This window comes from Streptomyces sp. NPDC005898 (assembly GCF_040629635.1).
Classification (GTDB): Bacteria; Actinomycetota; Actinomycetes; order Streptomycetales; family Streptomycetaceae; genus Streptomyces.
The window spans coordinates 28,696-46,142 of the sequence record NZ_JBEXWC010000022.1 but is presented as its reverse complement, the minus strand read 5'-3'; the positions used below and the strand labels follow the sequence as shown (position 1 = coordinate 46,142).

13 protein-coding genes are annotated in these 17,447 nt (G+C 74.9%); 9 read left to right on the top strand and 4 right to left on the bottom strand.

The features are described 5' to 3' along the window. Positions 1 to 17 precede the first annotated feature (17 nt). From ABZ385_RS25520 to ABZ385_RS25505, 4 genes are read left to right on the top strand one after another with little or no spacing between them, the layout of a single operon-like run. Positions 18 to 1,256, top strand: a complete 1,239-nt coding sequence (locus ABZ385_RS25520; RefSeq protein WP_358913350.1) for a sedoheptulose 7-phosphate cyclase — start codon at positions 18 to 20, stop codon at positions 1,254 to 1,256. Continuing rightward, on the top strand, positions 1,253 to 1,633 hold the full coding sequence (locus ABZ385_RS25515; RefSeq protein WP_358578837.1) for a cupin domain-containing protein: 381 nt from the start codon (positions 1,253 to 1,255) through the stop codon (positions 1,631 to 1,633). The genes ABZ385_RS25520 and ABZ385_RS25515 overlap by 4 nt, the downstream gene beginning before the upstream one ends. Beyond that, positions 1,608 to 2,645 (top strand): ROK family protein, encoded by a 1,038-nt coding sequence (locus ABZ385_RS25510; RefSeq protein ID WP_358913348.1) that lies wholly within the window; start codon positions 1,608 to 1,610, stop codon positions 2,643 to 2,645. The genes ABZ385_RS25515 and ABZ385_RS25510 overlap by 26 nt, the downstream gene beginning before the upstream one ends. 5 nt (positions 2,646 to 2,650) lie before the next feature. Then, positions 2,651 to 3,562, top strand: a complete 912-nt coding sequence (locus ABZ385_RS25505; RefSeq protein WP_358913347.1) for a sugar nucleotide-binding protein — start codon at positions 2,651 to 2,653, stop codon at positions 3,560 to 3,562. A gap of 28 nt (positions 3,563 to 3,590) precedes the next feature. Here ABZ385_RS25505 and ABZ385_RS25500 read toward each other — a convergent pair whose 3' ends face one another. Next, positions 3,591 to 6,695: an alpha-amylase family glycosyl hydrolase gene (locus ABZ385_RS25500; RefSeq protein ID WP_358913345.1), complete on the bottom strand. Its 3,105-nt coding sequence runs from the start codon at positions 6,693 to 6,695 to the stop codon at positions 3,591 to 3,593. A gap of 335 nt (positions 6,696 to 7,030) precedes the next feature. Here ABZ385_RS25500 and ABZ385_RS25495 point away from each other — a divergent pair, with 335 nt between their 5' ends. The 3 genes from ABZ385_RS25495 to ABZ385_RS25485 are packed head-to-tail and all read left to right on the top strand — an operon-like array spanning position 7,031 to position 10,459. After that, the gene (locus ABZ385_RS25495; protein WP_358913344.1) at positions 7,031 to 7,987 is read left to right on the top strand and encodes an adenosine kinase; all 957 of its coding nucleotides are present in this window, start codon (positions 7,031 to 7,033) and stop codon (positions 7,985 to 7,987) included. Further along, a complete protein-coding gene (locus ABZ385_RS25490; protein ID WP_358913342.1) occupies positions 7,984 to 9,477 on the top strand; it encodes an FAD-dependent oxidoreductase in 1,494 nt (497 codons plus the stop codon). Before ABZ385_RS25495 ends, ABZ385_RS25490 begins: the two co-directional genes overlap by 4 nt. 34 nt (positions 9,478 to 9,511) lie before the next feature. Then, the gene (locus tag ABZ385_RS25485; RefSeq protein ID WP_358913340.1) at positions 9,512 to 10,459 is read left to right on the top strand and encodes an aldo/keto reductase; all 948 of its coding nucleotides are present in this window, start codon (positions 9,512 to 9,514) and stop codon (positions 10,457 to 10,459) included. Positions 10,460 to 10,990: 531 nt separating this feature from the next. On the opposite strand, the gene ABZ385_RS25480 is transcribed toward ABZ385_RS25485, so the two are convergent. Further along, a complete protein-coding gene (locus tag ABZ385_RS25480; protein WP_358913338.1) occupies positions 10,991 to 11,590 on the bottom strand; it encodes a TetR/AcrR family transcriptional regulator in 600 nt (199 codons plus the stop codon). 181 nt (positions 11,591 to 11,771) lie between these two features. Here ABZ385_RS25480 and ABZ385_RS25475 point away from each other — a divergent pair, with 181 nt between their 5' ends. Continuing rightward, positions 11,772 to 12,701 (top strand): NAD(P)-dependent oxidoreductase, encoded by a 930-nt coding sequence (locus tag ABZ385_RS25475; protein WP_358913336.1) that lies wholly within the window; start codon positions 11,772 to 11,774, stop codon positions 12,699 to 12,701. A gap of 59 nt (positions 12,702 to 12,760) precedes the next feature. On the opposite strand, the gene ABZ385_RS25470 is transcribed toward ABZ385_RS25475, so the two are convergent. Further along, complete coding sequence (locus ABZ385_RS25470; protein ID WP_358913334.1) at positions 12,761 to 13,216, bottom strand: helix-turn-helix transcriptional regulator; 456 nt, start codon at positions 13,214 to 13,216, stop codon at positions 12,761 to 12,763. Next, a complete protein-coding gene (locus tag ABZ385_RS25465; protein WP_358578817.1) occupies positions 13,213 to 13,839 on the bottom strand; it encodes a response regulator transcription factor in 627 nt (208 codons plus the stop codon). Before ABZ385_RS25465 ends, ABZ385_RS25470 begins: the two co-directional genes overlap by 4 nt. 353 nt (positions 13,840 to 14,192) lie before the next feature. On the opposite strand from ABZ385_RS25465, the gene ABZ385_RS25460 reads away from it, so the two are divergent. Beyond that, entirely contained in the window at positions 14,193 to 17,420 is a 3,228-nt protein-coding gene (locus ABZ385_RS25460; RefSeq protein ID WP_358913332.1) for a type 2 lanthipeptide synthetase LanM family protein, read from the top strand. Positions 17,421 to 17,447: the final 27 nt, after the last annotated feature.

Below are 17,447 nucleotides of genomic sequence, written 5' to 3'. Positions count from 1 at the left end.
GAAGACCGAGGAGAGAGATGGCAGGCCAGGTTCTTGCCGAGGCCGCGGGTGTCCGTGAGGACGCCGGGGGCTTCGACCTGCACGCACCGGACGGCACCGGCTACCGGGTCGACGTCACCGAGGGGGTCTTCCACCCGGACAACCCGCTGCTCGCCCACTACTTGGAGGGGCGGCGCGTGGTGGCCTTCGTCGGGCCGACGGTCGACCGCCTCTACGGACAGCAGGTGCGCGCCTATCTGGGCGCGCACCTGGAGCCCGGCAGCTGGAGCGTCCACCCGATCCCCTCGGGGGAGCACAACAAGTCGCTCACCTCGGCCGAGAGGGTGTGCGCGACCGCCAAGGCCGCCGGGCTCGACCGGCACGGCGTGATGCTGGCGGTGGGCGGCGGCATCGTCGCGGACATCGTCGGGTTCGCCGCGTCCATGTACTCCCGGGGCATCCGGTACATCAAGGTCAACACCACCCTGGTGGGCCAGGTGGACGTCGGTGTCGGCGTGAAGACGGGGGTCAACGGCCTGCACACGAAGAACATGTTCGGCGCCTACCACCCGGCCCACGCCTCGCTCAACGACCCCGCGCTCCTGGCCACCCTGCCGGCCCGCGAGATCCGCTGCGGGCTCGCCGAGATCGTGAAGATGGCGGTGATCCTCGACGGCGACCTGTTCCGCACCTTGGAGCGGCACCCGGACGTCTTCCGGCGCCCCGGGCACTCGGCCGGCGCGGAGCTGGAGACGTACGTCATCCGCACGTCGATGCGGCTGATGATGGAGGAGCTCTGCCCCAACCTGCGCGAGAAGGACCTCGCGCGGCTGGTCGACTTCGGCCACACCTTCAGCCCCGTCATCGAGACGGCGGGCGGCCATCGCCTCGAACACGGGGAGGCGGTCGCCGTCGACATGGCGCTCTCCGCCCACCTCGCCCGGCTCCTCGGTCTCGTGGACGCGGAGACCTGCGAGCGGATCGTCGCGCTCCTGGAGCGGATCGGCCTGCCCGTCCACGACGCCGCGACCTGCACGCCCGACCGGATGACGCAGGCGCTGTGGGCGTCCTGGCAGCGCCGGGGCCGCAAGCTCCACCTGGTCGTGCCCACCGGGGTGGGCAAGGCGGGCTTCGTCGACGAGCTGGAGGACGTCCCGCAGGAGACCCTGCGCGCGGCCCTCGACGCGCTCGCCACCCGAGCCGCCCGCGCCCCGCGCACCTCCCCGGACGAGGGGGCCGCCGCTCCCCTCACCGGCCGGGAGGGCGATGCGCGATGACGGAAAGACACGTACCGAACCTGCGCGACCTGCTCGTCGGCAAGGAACACGACCACGGTGGGATCGGCACCATCCTGGCGCACCGCGTCTTCGCCCGCGCACCCGGCGGCCCCGGCGCGGACTTCATCGACCTCGCCGTGCTGCCGCCCGGCACCTCCATCGGCCGCCACCGGCACGGCGCCGACCACGAGACCTATGTGGTGCTCGCCGGGCACGGCCTGATGTACCGGGACGGCGAGGAGTTCCGGGTGGGTCCCGGGGACGTCGTCGTCAACCGGCCCCACGGCGAGCACGGGCTGCGCAACGACCGCGACACCGACCTGCGCCTGCTGGTCTTCGAGGAGGAGCTCCGTGCCCACGGCCATGACCACGGCTGACCCCGCCCACACCGTCGTCGACGTCGGCGGCACCACACTGCGGGTGGGTACGTACACGCCCGCCACCGGCGAGCTGTCGCGCGTGCGCCGGATGCCCGTCGACGGCATGGCCCGTGACCCCGAGGCCCCCGTGCCCGTGCTCCAGGAGCGGGTGGTGGAGCAGATCGTGCGCGAGGTGACCCGGCACACGGCCGGCCCGCCCCCGGGGCCGGTCGGGGTCGCGTTCGCCGGCCCGATCTCCGCCGACGGTCTGGTCCTCGCGGCGCCGACCGTGTGGGGGCGGCGCGGGGACCCGCTGCCGCTCGCCCGGCTGCTCACCGAGCGGCTCGGCACCCCGGTCGCGGTCGTCAACGATCTGACGGCGGCCGCCTGGCGCTACGCGGCCTCGGAACCGGAGCCGTTCTGCCTGCTGACCGTCAGTTCCGGCATCGGCAACAAGGTCTTCCGGGACGGCGACGTGCTGCTCGACCCCGCCGGCCACGGCGGTGAGCTGGGCCACTGGGTGTGCGACCTCTCCCCCGACGCGCCGCTGTGCGACTGCGGTGGCCGCGGCCATCTCGGTGCCGTCGCCTCGGGCCGGGGCGTCCTCGCCGCTGCGCGCCGCGCGGCGGCCGCCGACCCGGACGGGTTCGCCCGCTCCCGCCTCGCGGAGCTGAGCGGGGGCCCCGTCGAGAATCCGGCCCTCGCCAAGGCGCTGGCCGAGGGCGACGCCTTCGCCACCCGTGTGCTGCGCGGCGCCCTCGCCCCTCTCGCCCAGGCGATCGGTGCCGTCTTCGCCTCGGTGGGTGTGTGCCGCTACATCGTCGTGGGCGGCTTCGCGCTGGCCGTCGGGGAGCGCTATCGGCGGCTCCTGGTCGCGGAGTTGGTGCGGCAGGGCTGCTTCGGGCTGACCCCGGAGCGGATCGACGCCATGGTCACGCTCGGCGCGTCCGACGACGACCACGGCCTGATCGGCGCGGGCCGCCTGCTGACCGCCCGCCATCCGGCCCGGACCGAAGGGGGCGCGCGGTGAGGGGCGTGTCCACGCTCGTCGTCGGCAGCGGCTTCGTGGGTACGGGCATCGCCCGCCGCCTGGTGGCCGCCGGCGACGCGGTCACCCTCGTCTCGCGCGGCCGCCCCGCCGATCCGCCGGAGGAGTACGGGGCGCGCTGGGCCGCCCTGGACGCCACCGACGCGCGAGCCTGCGGGCGTCTGGTGGCCCGGCTGCGGCCGCGCCGGATCGTCCTCGTGCACGGCCCTTCGGACGTCACCTGGTGCGAGGCACACCCCGCGGAGGCGGAGCTCGCGCACTCCTCGGTCGCGGCCGCCTTCGCCGGCCTCGGTGGGCGCGCCCGCGTCGTCATGATCTCTACGGACAACGTCTTCGACGGTACGTCGCCCCGCAACACCGAGGCCACGTCCGTCTCCCCGGCGAACGCCTACGGGCGTGCCAAGCACCGCGCCGAGCAAGTGCTGCTGGCCCGCGCCGCCGACGCGCTCGCCCTGCGCGTGAGCCTCGTCTACGGCCACGAACCCGCCGACGCCGGCAAGTGGCTCAACTACTTCGCCGCCTGCGCCCATCGGCTGCGTGCCGGGGAGCGCGTCGAGGCCCCCGACGACCAGTGGACGACCCCGGTGCACGTCGAGGACGTGGCGGAGGTGGTGGCCGCGCTGCTGTCCTGCCCGACCCCGCTGCCGCCGGTGCTGCACCTGGGCGGTCCGGACCGGGTGAGCCGCGCCGAGTGGGCCACCGTGATCGCCCGGAGCCTTGGCCTGCCGGCCGCTCTGGTGGTGCCCGTACCGAAGGCCGGGAGCCGTTACGCGTCCCGGCCGCGCAACGCCTGTCTGGCCGGCGACCTGCTGGGGACGCTGCCCGCCACCCGGGACATCCCGATCCGCGGGGTGGTGGAAGGCGCCCACGACCTGACGGCCGTGTTCGCCTCGTCGTAGGAAGCCCTCCCCCACCCCGCTTCAGGGGTCAGCGCACGCTCGTGGCGCCGATGAGCGCTCCGTCGGCGGCGCGCTCGGTGGCCAGGAGCTGCCGGGCGCGGCGGGCGTCGGGGATCCGGTCCCGGTCGCGCGGGTCGACGGTGAGGGCCGTCTCCCCCGCCGCGAGCCGGTGCCGCCATGCCGCCTGGGGTGCGGCGGGGCGCAGGCGCAGCCAGTGCCCTTCGTCGGAGAGGACGCCGTCCCGCAGGGTGATGCCGCCCCCGGGCGCGTAGAGGAGCTGGCGCGAGGCGACTCCCGCGCCGCCGGAGGGCCATACGACGGTGTCCTCGTCGAGCCATCGGACCCGGGAGGCCGACAGGTCGAGGCCGAGCGCGCCGCCGAGTGCCGGTGTCAGGTACGCCGGCTCGCCGGCGACCCGCCACACCTCGTTGCCGTAGAGGGCGATGTCGAGGGCCTCGTCATCGGGTACGTCCTTCTCGTCGTCCTTGTGGAAGGTGTGGCTGAGGCTGCGCGCGCCGGGCCGCAGCTTCACCTCGAAGACGAGTCCGAAGGCGTCGGTGCGCGTCGGCCGTACGGGGACGTCCCAGTCGGACGGCTTGGCGGCGCCGTCCCACACGTGCAGGCCCCAGCCTTCGTAGTCGCCGTCGGGCCGGTGGTAGTGCAGGACCGCCGTGGAGCCGTCCGTCGGCGGGTAGGCGCCGTCCGGCCGCTGTTCGCGCTGGCCGTCGGCCCCCGCGGCGATCCACACCTCGCCGGTGCGGCTCAGGTCGACGGACCGCGCGGGGCCGTCGGTGGTGCCGTCCTTCTCGACGGTGTACGTGAACGTCGTGGCACCCTCGGCGAGTTCGACCCAGGCGAAGGCCCCGTAGGCGTCCCGGCCGGTGAAGGCGGCACCCGCGCCGTCGGCGCCGGTCCGCAGCCGCCAGCCGTCGTAGTCGCCGTCGGGCCGTTGGTAGTGCACGACGGCGTAGGCGCGTTCGAGGACGGGCGGGGCGGGTGGCGGTGTGCGGCCCGCGGTGCTGGTGGCGAGGGAGTGCGCGGTGCGGCCCCGGCTGTCCACGACCACCGCCTTGTAGCGCAGTTCGGTGCCCTCGGGCAGTGTGGCGTCGAGCTGTTGGGTGACCTTGTGGGGGGCGTGGTCGGCGGTGCCGAGCACCTGCCAGGGGCCCGTGCCCTGCTGGGCGGCGAAGACGACCCGGTTCAGCTCGCCGCCGTCGACGTCCGCGGTCAGCTCGACGGTGCCGGTGGCGCCCTTCTCCGGTGCGCGCAGCGTGACGTGGGGCCGTGCGTGCGGCCCGGGCAGCGGCCTGTCGGCCTTCAGCACCAGGGAGGAGAGCGCGGGGACGGTGACGGTGAGGTGCCGGTCGGCGCCGCTCTTCGGCCGGGCGCCGATGGCGCCGTACAGCGGGGTGTAGCGCCGGTGCGCGGCTCCGGTGGGGATGCGCACGGTCCTCGCCTCGGCGGCGTTGTTGTGCGCCACGACGTACTCGACGCGCTTTGCGGGGTCCGTACGGGAGTACGCGTACACGCCGGGTCGGTCGGCGGGGCCCGCGTACCGCTCGGTGAAGACGCCGTCGCGCAGGGCCGGATGGCGCCGGGTGAGCTCGGAGAGGCGGGCGATGGCCCGGTACAGGGGGTGCCCGGGGTCGTAGGCGTCCTGGGCGTGGGTGCGGCGGGTGCCGATCTGGTCGTCGTCGCGGTAGGCGGGGGCGTCGGTGGCGAACAGCGGCTGGCGGGCGGCGTTGTCCCCGCCGGCGCCGGTGAAGCCCTGCTCGTCGCCCGCGTAGACGACGCGGTTGCCCCGGCCGAGGAACATCAGCTCGTGGGCGAGGCGGTCCCGGCGTAGCAGTTCCGCGTCGCCGGCGCCGGGGTTGTCCTGGGCGATCATGCCGCCGATGCGGCCCATGTCGTGGCTGCCGAGGAAGGTGACCTGCTCGTAGGCGTTGGCCTTGCCGGTGGTGTAGCGGTAGTCCTGGGCGTAGAGGCGGGACAGGTCGCCGGGCGGGCCCGCGCGCGAGGCGGAGTTGCGCGCGATGGCCTGGAAGGGGAAGTCGAGGGTGGCGTCGAGGCCGCCGCGCGTCACGTAGGGGGCGGTGATGGCGGGGTCCGCGGAGAAGGCCTCGGCGAAGATGAGGAAGTCACGGTTCCCCTTGGTGGCCGCGTAGGCGTCGAGTGCGCGGGCCCATTCGGTCCAGAACTCCATGTTGACGTTCTTCGCGGTGTCCACGCGGAAGCCGTCGATGCCGAAGTCCCCGACCCAGCGCTCGTAGATGCGCTTCATGCCCGCGACGACCTCGGGGCGCTCGGTCCACAGGTCGTCGTTGCCCATGAAGTCGCCGTTGAGGCCGCTCTCCCCGGCGAAGGCGGATTCGCCGCGGTTGTGGTACATGGTGGGGTCGTTGAGCCAGGCGGGCGTCCGGGCGTGCCGGTCGGCGTCCTCGATCCGGGGGGTGTAGGGGAAGCTGTCCCGGTCCACGGGGCGCATGCCCGCGCTGTCGTCGAAGGGGCGGCCCTCGGGGTCCAGGTAGGGGTGGGCGCCCTTGGACCGGTAGTCGTAGGTGTTCTCGGCGAAGTGGACGATGTCCGCCGTGTGGTTGGTGACGACGTCGAAGAAGACCTTCATGCCTTTGGCGTGGGCCTTGTCGATGAGGTCGCCCAGATCCTCGTCGGTGCCGAAGTGCGGGTCGACGCGGGTGAAGTCGGTGATGGCGTACCCGTGGTAGTTGGCGGTCAGGTGCCCGCCCCGGTCCTGCACGGGCAGGTTCTCGAAGACCGGGGTCAGCCAGATCGCCGTGGTGCCGAGCCCTTTGATGTAGTCGAGTTTCCCGGTGATGCCCTTCAGGTCGCCGCCGTTGAAGAAGGCGGGGTCCTTGGGGTCGAAGCCGGTGCGTTCCCGTCCCCCGGTGAGCCCTCCTCGGTCGTTGCCGCGGTCACCGTTGGCGAAGCGGTCGGGCATCACCAGGTAGAACTGCTCGCGGGTGAGGTCGTGCCGGGTGGGCCGCGCGGCGAGCACGGCGTCGGAGGGCGGCGGCGGGGCGGGCGCGGCGTCGGCTGTGGGGTGGGTCGCGGGCAGGAGGGCGGCCAGTGGCGCGAGGGCGAGTACGGCTGCGGATCTTAAGCGGGCCGGGTTCACGGGTGCGCTCCTTCGGGGTCGTCGGAGCAACCGGGGCAGGCGCTCCTGCTGGCTTGCGGAAAGTATTTGCAGGGAACCCTAGGGCCGGCCTCCGAGCGGGTCAACCGCACAATTATGAGCGAACTGCCCCAAAAAGCAGGCGAGTTGCGACCCACGCACCGCCAACTCACGACAGGCATGCCCACCTTGTGGCGCCACCTGGGCACCCCGCTTGCAATCTATGCCAGCAAATTGCACAACCTCTTCCATCGGGATCGGCCGTCGTGCTTGACTGCACTCCGGTCGGGGCGGACCAGCCCGGCCGAGCCCCGCCGGCCCCCCGCCCAGGAGGATCTGTGCCCACTGACATCGACGTGCTCGTCCTGGGGGGTGCCGGGGTGGACACGATCGTGTACGTCCCCGAACTGCCGCTGCCCTTCGCCGACAGCCACATGGTCCCCTCCATCGACATGCGGGCCGGGCAGACCGGCGACTTCGTGGCGATGGGCGTCCACGCGCTGGGACTGCGGACGCACCACATCGACGTCATCGGCGACGACCACCCGGGCGAGCTGGTGCGCGCGCTGCACCGCGACCGGGGCATCCCGCTCACCGAGGTGCCGCTGGCCGCGGGGACCAAGCGCGCGGTGAACCTCGTGGCCCCCGACGGCCGGCGCCTCTCGCTGTACGACAACACCCGCTCGCACGAGACCGACCGGCTGCCGCCCGCCACGGTGGCGGCCCTCGCCGGGTCGAGCCGGCACGCACACGTCTCCCTCACCCAGCCCTGCGCCCACGCCCTGCCCGCCCTGCGGGCGGCGGGCGTGTCCATCTCGACCGATCTGCACGACTGGGACGGTGCCGAGCCCTACCACGAGGCCTTCGCCCACCAGGCCGACGTGGTGTTCCTGTCGACGGCCAAGCTGTCCGACCCGGAGCGGACCATGCGGCGGATCGCCGCGCGGGGCCGTGCCGAGGTGGTGGTCGCCACGGCCGGGTCGGCGGGCGCGTACCTCCTGGCCGATGGCCACCTGACCCACGTCCCGGCCGTGGCGCCCCCGGCGCCGGTGGTGGACTCCAACGGAGCGGGCGACGCCTTCGCCTCCGGCTACCTCTTCGGTCTGCTGGCCGGTGAGCCGCCCCGGCGCTGCGCCCTGTACGGCTCCGTCGCCGGCGCCCACGCCTGCACCGTGCCCGCCACCCGCACCGACGTCATCCGCCGGGACCAACTCCTCGCCAGGGCGGCCGCGGTGGCGGGCCGCCCGGCGCCCGGCCCGCTCGACGCGCCCGCCGCGGGCGAGGGCCGGGCATGACGGGCGCGGCTCCCGCGAAGGGGTACGACGTCGTCGTGCTCGGCGGAGGAGTCGCGGGCTGCGTCCTCGCGGCCCGCCTGAGCGAGGACCCCGACCGCTCGGTCTGCCTGGTGGAGGCCGGCCGCGACTACGGCCCGCGACAGCGCGACTGGCCCTCGAAGGTGCTCGACGCGCGCGCCCTGCCCCGCGACGACGTGTGGGAGCGCCGCACCGCCGTCCACCGCGTTCGCGCCCGCGTCCTCGGCGGCTCGTCCTGCGTCAACGGCTGCTGGAACACCTGGGGCTCCCAGGCGGACCACGCCGAGTGGGCGCGGGCGGGCGGCCCCCGGTGGACGGCCGCCGCGATGGAGCCCTTCCGCCGTAGGGCGGAGCGGCAGATGGGGATGCGGCGGGTACCGGAGCGTGAGTTCTCCGCGTGGAGCCGCGCGGCGCTGTCGGCCGCCCGCGAACTCGGGCACGGTGAGGTGGACATGGCCGCCCCGGGCGGCCCCGGCTACGGGACTCCGCTGCTCAACGCCGTCGACGGCGTCCGGTACAACGCCGCCTTCGCCTATCTGGGCGAGGCGCGCGCACGGCCCAACCTGACGATCCTCGCCGAGGCCACCGTGGACCGGCTGGCCGTCCGCGCGGGACGGGTGCACGGCGCCGACGTCGGCACCCGGCACGGGCGCGTGACGCTGAGCGCCGACACCTACCTGCTGGCCTGCGGCACGTTCGGGTCGCCGGCCGTGCTGCTCCGCAGCGGGATCGGGCCCGCCGCCGAGCTGGCGCGCAGCGGTGTGCGGCCGGTCCTGGACCTGCCGGGCGTCGGCGCGAACCTCATCGACCAGCCCGGCGTCTTCCTGCCGCTGCGCCCGACGGCCGAGCTGAACGAGCAGCTGGCCGCGCAGCAGGGCCGCGGTGAGCTGTACGTGAGCCGGATGCTGATCCGGGCGGCGAGCCCGTACTGCCCGCCGGGCTCCTGGGACCTGCACGTCAACCCCACCGCGGGGCCGCCCCTGTTCGGCTCGCTGCCGTCCGGCCAGTACGAGGCGGGCGTCTCCGCCTTCCTCATGAAGCCCAGGTCGCGCGGCCGGGTCCGGCTGCGTTCGGCCGAGCCCGCCGCCCCTTTGGACATCGAGCCCGCCTTCCTCACGGACCCCGAGGGGCACGACGTCGCCGTGCTCCGGTCGGGCCTGCGGGCGGCCGAGGAGCTGGCCGCCACCGCCCCGCTGAAGTCCCTGGCGGAACCGGCCCCCGGCCCCTCGCTTCAGGACCTCCCGGATCACGGACTGCGAAGCCGGGTAGGGACGTACTGGCATCCCGTCGGCACCTGCGCCATGGGCGGGCCGGACGACCCGGACGCGGTGGTCGACGGGGAAGGAAGGGTGCGCGGCGTGCGCGGTCTGCGGGTGGTGGACGCCTCGATCCTGCGGACGGTGCCGGCGGCCAACACCCAGCTGCCGGTGCTCGCCGCAGCCGAGATGCTGGCAGCCGTACTACAGGCGTGACAGCCGCACCACAGGCGTGAAGCGAGGGAGAGACATGACTGCGCAGACCGACGTGCCCGCCCCCGGGCGGCCGCTGTACGGGTGCATGGGGCTCGGCGGCACCTGGGACACCGCTCCTTGCACGGCCGCGGACATCGCCCACGCCGAGGCCGCCGTGCAGGCCGCGCTGGACATCGGCATCACCACCTTCGACCACGCCGACATGTACCGGCACGGCAAGTCCGAGGCGGTCTTCGGCGAACTGCTCGCCCGCGCCCCCGATCTGCGCCGGCGTGTCGTCGTGCAGACCAAGTGCGGCATCCGCCCGGCCGACGGCGACCTGCCCGGCATGTACGACCTGCGCGGGCCCGGCATCGTCCGGCGCGTGGAGGAGAGCCTCACCCGGCTGCGCACCGACGTGATCGACGTCCTGCTGCTGCACCGGCCCGACCCGCTGGCCGACCCCGAGGACATCGCCAAGGCGTTCGCGTCCCTGCACGGGCAGGGGCTGGTGCGCCGCTTCGGCGTGTCGAACATGAGCGCGCCGCAGATCGCCCACCTCCAGGCGTACGTCGATGTCCCCCTGATCGCCAACCAGCTGGAGATGAGCCTGCGCAGCCGAGACTGGGTCGAGGCGGGCGTCCTGGTGAACACCCCGGCCGCGGCGGCGAACGGCTTCCCGCACGGCACCGTCGAGTACTGCCAGGCCCACAAGATCCAGCTCCAGGCCTGGGGAGCCCTCGCCAAGGGCCACTACAGCGGCGCCACCGACTCACCGACCGCCCGTCTCCTCGCCGACCTCGCCGAGCGCAAGCAGACCACCCCGGAGACGGTCCTGCTGTGGTGGCTCCAACGCCACCCCGCCCGGATCGCCCCCGTCATCGGCACCAGTCGCCCCGAACGACTGCGCGCCTGCCGGGACGCGGTCATCCGCGAACCCGACCTCACCCACGAGGAGTGGTACACGTTGTGGGTCACGGCCCGCGGCGGGCCCCTGCCCTAGGGTCTCTCTTCCGGACCTTGCCGGGCTCGCGGCGTCTGGCAGACGGGACTTTCCCCGCACGCCCTGGTACTGCCGCCCGCCCGGTCGTACCCGGGGTCGGGGAGGCGTGGGGTGTCAGCAGGCGCCGAGGTCCTGCCAAGCGCCCCACCCGTAGGTGCTTAGGCCGTGTTGGTGGCCGCCGGGACGATTCCGGAGAGCCGCGGCGGGACCCAGCCGGTAGCCGTCTGGCGGCTCGACGACCGGGCCGTGCCACCCGGGCTTCCAGTGGGCGGGGGCCTAGCGTGGACTGTCCGGCCCGGGCGTCCGCCTCGGGGAGCAGGGCCCCGACGGGACAGCGCCGGGCGCTGCGTACGTCGACGGCGGCGGCCAGAGCTGCCTGGGCAGGGCCCCTCTCCGAGGAGGTGAGCAGGACGGTGGCGCGGGGAGGGGGGCCCTCCGGGCCGTGGCCGAGGGCGGGCCGAGCCGGGTGCTCCTCGCGCCTGAGGCTCTCCCGGGGTCGCTGTGTCGCCCCGCGCGGTGGTTCCCCCGCGCTCAGTCGCCCTTCGTGTCGACCGCCGCGTCGAGGAGGGGGCCCAGTTCGCGGACCACGGTGGTCAACGCGCGGACGTCCCGTTCGGCCCGGGCGAGGAGCACGGCCCCCTCCAGGCTGCTGATCATGAGGGTGGCCAGCCCGCCGGCCCGCTCCTGCGGCACGCCCATCCCGGTCAGGGCCTCGGCCACCGCTCCGGTCCATGTGCGGAACGCGGCGGCCGCGGCCTGCCGGGCGGCGGGGACCGATTCCGCCCAGTCCACCGTGGCGGCCGCCACCGGACAGCCCCCGGCGAAGCCCGCCGTCTCGTACTCGTCGGTCCACTGGCGGACCATCGCGGCGAACAGAGCGCTCGGCGTCGGCTCGGGCAGGGCCGCCAGGAAGCGGGCGACCCGCTTCGCCGCGTAACCACCCGCCCAGCCCACCGCCTCGGTGACCAACTGCGCTTTCCCGCCGGGGAAGTAGTGCTGGAGCGAACCACGAGGCGCCCGGGCGTCGGCGGCGACCTCGCGCATACCGGTGGAGAGGACTCCCTCGCGCCGGATGAGCTGGGCGGCGCTGAAGACCATCCGTTCGCGCGGCCCCCGTTCCTCCTCGGTCATCGCCGGCCTCCGTCATCCCAGTCGTAGGTGTTGTGTCGCCGGCTCACCCTACGACCGCCCTCGCACCACGACCGCCCGCACACTATGACCGCCGTCATAATCGCCGCTACCATGACCGCTGTCACAGTCGGAGGTCTCGGCGGCCGCCCGGCTCTCGGGCGGGCGGAAAGGGCGGTACGTCATGGACGTCGGCAGCGTCGGCTTCATCGGCCTGGGAGTCATGGGGCAGCCCATGGCGCTGAACCTGGCCCGTGCCCCCGGGACGCGGCTCCTGGTGTGGAACCGCACGGCCGAGCGGTGCGAACCGCTGCGCGCCGCGGGCGCCGAGGTCGCGGTGAGCGCCGAGGAGGTGTTCCGCCGAACGGACACCGTGTTCCTCATGCTCGCCGACGAGGCCGCCGTCGACACGGTCCTCGCACGCGGCACCCCGTCCTTCGCCGCGCACGTCGCCGGCCGCACCGTCGTCCACATGGGCACCACCTCGGCCGAGTACTCCCGCGCCCTGCAGGACGACATCCGGGCCGCGGGCGGACGGTACGTCGAGGCTCCCGTCTCCGGGAGCCGGGTCCCCGCCGAACGGGGCGAGCTGGTGGGGATGCTCGCGGGGGACGAGGACGCCGTGGCGGACGTACGGGCGCTGCTCGCCCCGATGTGCCGCGAGACCTTCGCCTGCGGGGCCGTGCCGGGGGCGCTGCTCATGAAGTACTCCGTGAACCTGTTCCTGATCACCGTGGTCACGGGACTCGCCGAGTCCTTCCACTTCGCCGACCGGCACGGCCTCGACCAGGGCCTGCTGCGCGCTGTGCTGGACGCGGGCCCCCTGGCCAGCGCCGTCTCACGCGTCAAGGCGCCGAAGCTCCTCGACCGGGACTTCTCGGTCCAGGCGGCCGCCGCGGACGTCCTGAAGAACAACCGGCTGATCGCCGAAGCCGCCCGCAAGGCTGCTCTGGCGTCCCCCCTCCTCGACGTCTGCCACGCCCTCTACGACGAGACGGTACGGCGGGGGCACGGCGGCGAGGACATGGTCGCGGTGCTCCACGCGATCGAGGCCCGGACCGCCGAGATGACGACACGGACGACACCGGCGGCGACCGCGGAGCGGACCCTGTAGCCCGCGAGCGGCCCGCGGCGGGCATCCCCGCTGCGCCACCCGCCGAGGGCCGCCCACGCTCAGATGAGGCTGTAGTGGACCGCGCAGGCCACCGCGTGCGAGCGGTTGCGGGCGTGCAGGCGGGACATCAGCTCGTAGATGACGTTCTTGACGGTGTGCTCCGAGCAGGACAGGGTCCGCGCGATCACCGCGTTGCCATGGCCCTCAGCCATCAGGGCCAGCACCGACGTCTGGCGGGCGGTCAGTCGGGGCGCGACCGCGGCCGGTTCGGGGCGCGGGGCGGGCAGCGCGGTGTGACCGCCGAGCAGTCGGACCAGGTCCGGGTAGGGCATCTCGACGGTGTCCGGGGCCGGTTCGGGGGCGGGCGCGAGACCGGTGGCGACCTGGGCCAGCATCCGGTTCAGCCGGCCCGCTTCAAGGGCCGCTTCGAGGGCGGGTTCTCTGGTGGCCGGGCGGGTGGCCGGGCGGCCGACTCCGCGGGCGGACGAGCGCGGCGGTGCGGCGAGGGCGCTCACAGGATGCCTGCCCGGAGGGCGTAGGCGACCGCGTGGGCGCGGTTGCGCAACCGGAAGCGCCGGGTGATGTTCTGGACCACGGTGGTCACCGTCCGCGGTGAGTAGCAGAGCCGTTCGGCTATCTCGCTGGTCTCGTGTCCGTCCGCGACCATCCGCAGGACCGACCGCTCCCGGTCGTCGAGCCCGGCCGCGTCCCAGGGACCGGCCACCGCGTCGGCGGCCGTGCCCCGGCCGCCGGCGTGTTCCAGCAGCAGGTCCAGCAGGTCCGGCGGCAGCGTGCAGTCACCGCGGGAGGCGGCCCGTACGGCCCGGGCGAGACGGACGGGATCCGCCTCGCGGCGGCGCAGCAGCCCCCGGGCCCCCGCCGCGATGGCGTGCAGGGCGTCGGTGGGCTCCAACTCCCCCGCCACCAGCACCACGTCGGGCCGGGACGGGGTGTCCCGGATCGAGCGCAGTACGTCGAGTTCCGTGGGGCCCACGCGGTCCACGGTCATGACCACGACACGGGGTCCGCCACCCGGGGCGGCCAGGGTTACCTCGGGGCAGGTGAGCAGGGCGCTCTTGGTGCCGGCTTCCAGCACCGGATCGAGTGCGACGACGTGGACAGGGACGGGTTCTCCCACCGGATCCTCCGAAAGTCATCCGCCTACCGGGTGTCGGGCCGGCGGAGGGGGCGCTGGTTCCAGAGTGGGGGCGGCCGTGCGGCGGGGCATCGGGCCCCCGCCCCCACATTTGTGCGGGCCCGGCGTGACGAGCGTCGGATCCGGCGTCACGGGCGTCGGAGCCGGTGAAGGGCGCCGCCCTGATCGCCCCCGGCGGGCGTCGTGGCGGGTGGGAGGGGGTGCGCCGGGCCGGGGCCGGGCACCGCGGCGGCGGGTGCCGGGCGGTGCGGACGGCGGGTGGTGGGGGCCGCCGCGCGGAATATGGGGGACGTGCCCCCATGTGCGGGGCGGGCGCCTCTGCGAGTCTCCTTCTCGTGACTGAAACCGCCGCCGCAGAAACCGAGGTCGGCGGCCTGACCCACTCCTGGTGGGCGCAGGCCCTGAACCTACGGGAGCGGCTCGACGCCCCGGGTGCCCCCGCACCCGCACGGCCCGCCGCTCCCCACTCCCGGCCCGCCTCCTGGGCCCAGGGGGACCCCGAGGGCTTCGCGGCCCGGATGGCGAGCCTGGGGGCCACCGAGGACACCGGCTACGCCCTCGCGGCGGAGCGCTCCTGGCAGCTGGCCGCCCGCGCCGAGAAGCCGGAGTGGGCCGGTTACATCGAACGGATCGTGGCCTCGGCCCCGGCCGGGCCCGAGGCAGGCACTGCCGCGTCGGCGGCCGGCTCCCAAGAGGCGGGCGGCGCCGCGGTGTTCCTGCCCGCGCTGCGCCCCCTGACCGAGGCGGCCTGGACGCAGGCGGCCGCGCGGATCGAGCTGTCGGAGTCGGAACTGGCACCGGTCCGCACCGCGTTCGAGGGCTGGCTCGGCGACCGGCTGATCCGCCAGAGCGCACGGACCCTGGTCAGGGAACTGCACACGGCGCGCGCCGCCGGGCAGTTGGCGGGCAGGACCTCGCGGGAGCGGTTCGCCGACTTCCTCGGCCGGCTCGGCACCCGGGACGGCCTGGCCGCGCTCTTCGCCGCCTACCCGGTACTGGCCCGGATGCTGGCCCAGTCCTGCCTCCACGCCACGGACGCGACGGTGGAACTGGTCCGGCGCTACACCGCCGACCGCGCCGCGCTCGTCCGCGGCCTGCTCGGCGGCACCGAACCCGGAGCGCTGGTACGGATCGACCTCGGCCGCGGCGACGTCCACCAGGGCAACCGCGCGGTGGCCCTGCTGCGCTTCGCCGACGGCGCCACCGTCGTGTACAAGCCCCGCCCGCTCGACCAGCACGTCCTCCTCGGCCAGGCGATCGCCTGGACGAACGGCAAGGTCGCCGGCCTCGGCCTGCGGACCCCGCGCTCGGTGCGCCGGCCGGGATACGGCTGGCTGGAGTTCATCGAGCACGCCTGGTGCACCTCGCCCACGGAGCTGGACCGGTTCTACCGCCGCCAGGGCGCGCTGCTCGCCCTGCTGTACGCGGTGGACGGCGTGGACATGCACTACGAGAACGTCATCGCCTGCCGGGACCAGCCGGTCCTGGTGGACGCCGAGACCCTCCTCCACGCCGGTCTGCCCGCCGCCGTGACCTGCGGATCCGACCCGGCCGCGGCCGCCCTGTCCGCCTCCGTCCACCGCACCTGCCTGCTGCCGAGCCTGCTGATCGGCGAGCACGGCGCCATGGACATCTCCGCCTTCGGCGGCGGCGAGGGCGGTTCCTACCCGAGCGAGGGGATGAGCTGGGAAGGCGCCGGAACGGACGAGATGCGGGTGCGGCGCGGTCGCGTCGAGACCCCGGCCGGGCAAAACCGGCCGGCCCCTCGGGGCCCGGCCGCCGATCACGGCGACCACCGGGCCGCGCTGCTCGAAGGCTTCCGGGCGGGCTACGACGCGATCGTCGCGCACCGGTCCGAACTCCTCGGCGAAGACGGGCTGCTGGTCCGCTGGGCCACCAGCCCGGGCCGGCTGATCGCCCGTGCCACCCGGCTCTACACGACCCTTCTGGAGGAGTCGACGCACCCCGACGTGCTGGGCGACGCGCTGACCCGCGACGCGCTCTTCGCCGTCCTGTGGGCGGAGTCCGAGAACGACCCGGCCCGCCGGCGCCTGATCGAGGACGAGACCGCCGATCTGTGGGCCGGTGACGTGCCGCTCTTCTTCCACCACCCGGCCGACACCGTGGTGCGGACCTCGCGGGGCACGTGCGTCGAGGGGGTGCTGCCCGCGCCGAGCCTGCGGACGGCGCTCGACAAGATCGCCGCCATGGGCGAGGTGGACCGGCACGACCAGGAGTGGATCATCTCGGCCACCCTCGCGGTGACCGGTGCCAACCTCACCGGGGGCCGCCCCCGTTCTGCGCTGGCCGGGCACCCGGCCCCCGCCGTCGTGCCCGAGCCCTCCCGGCTGCTGACCGCGGCCTGCGGGATCGCCGACGAGATCGCGGCCCGCGCCGTGCACGGGGACGGCCGCGTCAACTGGCTCGGCCTGGAGCAGGTCGCCGGGGAGCACTGGGCCGTCCTGCCGATGGGTGGCGGACTCGCCCAGGGCTACTGCGGAGTGGCCCTCTTCCTGGCCCAGCTCGGCGCGCTGACCGGCGCCGGACGCTATACCGCGCTGGCCCGGCAGGCCGCCGCCCCGCTGCCGGAGCTGCTGGCCGCGCTGGCCGCCGGCCCGGCGCTGAGCGCCGCCGTGGGGCCGGGCGCCCTGCACGGACTGGGCGGCATCGTCTACACCGTGGCCCGACTCGCCGTCCTGCCGGGCGACGGGGACGGGGCCGCGAGCGGTGGCCTTACCGGGGCCGGTCCGCTCCGGGCCGCCCTGCCCGACGCGCTCACCGCCCTCGCCCTGGCCGTCGAAGCCGACCCCGACGGCCCGGCCGACCTGGCCGACGGCCTCGCCGGAGCGCTGGCCGCCACCGTCGCCGTGCACCGCCTCACCGGGATGCCGGGCGCCGCCGCCCTCGCGGACGCCTTCGCCGACCGGCTGCTCGACCGAGCCGCACGGCGCCCGGCCGCCGGAGCCGGCCTCGCGGATCCCGGCTTCGCCCACGGCGACGCGGGCATCGGCTGGGCCCTGCTGCGCCACGCCGCCGCCGAGCGGGGCCCCACGGCCACCACCGCGCGGGCCGAGGAGTGCGCCCGTACCGGCGCCGCGCTGCTGCGGCCCGCACTGGACGCGGCGCTGCGCCACCCGGCCGACCTCGGCTGGTACTCCGGTCTTGCGGGCACCGCGCTCGCCGCGGCCGACGCGCTGGCCCGGGCGGGCCGGCCGGTGCCCGAGGCCGAACTGACCCGGTGCGCGGCGCTGCTGGGCGATCCCGCCGCGGCCGGCCGGTCCACACAGGCCGCCGAGTTCGACGACCTCAGTCTGGGCCACGGCACGCTCGGCTCCCTGGAACTGCTCAGCGTCCTCGCCGACCAGGGCCACGCCGGCGCCGCCACCGCCCTCACCCACCGGGCCGGTCAGGTCCTCGGCCGCCTCGAAGACCAGGGCCACCGCTGCGGCACCCCCGACCACGTCCCCTCACCCGGACTCCTCACGGGTCTGTCCGGCATCGGCTACGCCCTGCTCAGGCTGGGCTTCCCGGGGACGGTCCCGTCCGTCCTCCTGCTCCACTGATCCACCCCGTCCCCACCGCCGTTCCGA

Bases quoted from the DNA above. Each gene is read 5' to 3' on its own strand.
- ABZ385_RS25490 (WP_358913342.1), top strand. From the start codon at position 7,984: ATGACGGGCGCGGCTCCCGCGAAGGGGTACGACGTCGTCGTGCTCGGC.
- ABZ385_RS25485 (WP_358913340.1), top strand. From the start codon at position 9,512: ATGACTGCGCAGACCGACGTGCCCGCCCCCGGGCGGCCGCTGTACGGG.
- ABZ385_RS25480 (WP_358913338.1), bottom strand. From the start codon at position 11,590: ATGACCGAGGAGGAACGGGGGCCGCGCGAACGGATGGTCTTCAGCGCC.
- ABZ385_RS25475 (WP_358913336.1), top strand. From the start codon at position 11,772: ATGGACGTCGGCAGCGTCGGCTTCATCGGCCTGGGAGTCATGGGGCAG.
- ABZ385_RS25520 (WP_358913350.1), top strand. From the start codon at position 18: ATGGCAGGCCAGGTTCTTGCCGAGGCCGCGGGTGTCCGTGAGGACGCC.
- ABZ385_RS25515 (WP_358578837.1), top strand. From the start codon at position 1,253: ATGACGGAAAGACACGTACCGAACCTGCGCGACCTGCTCGTCGGCAAG.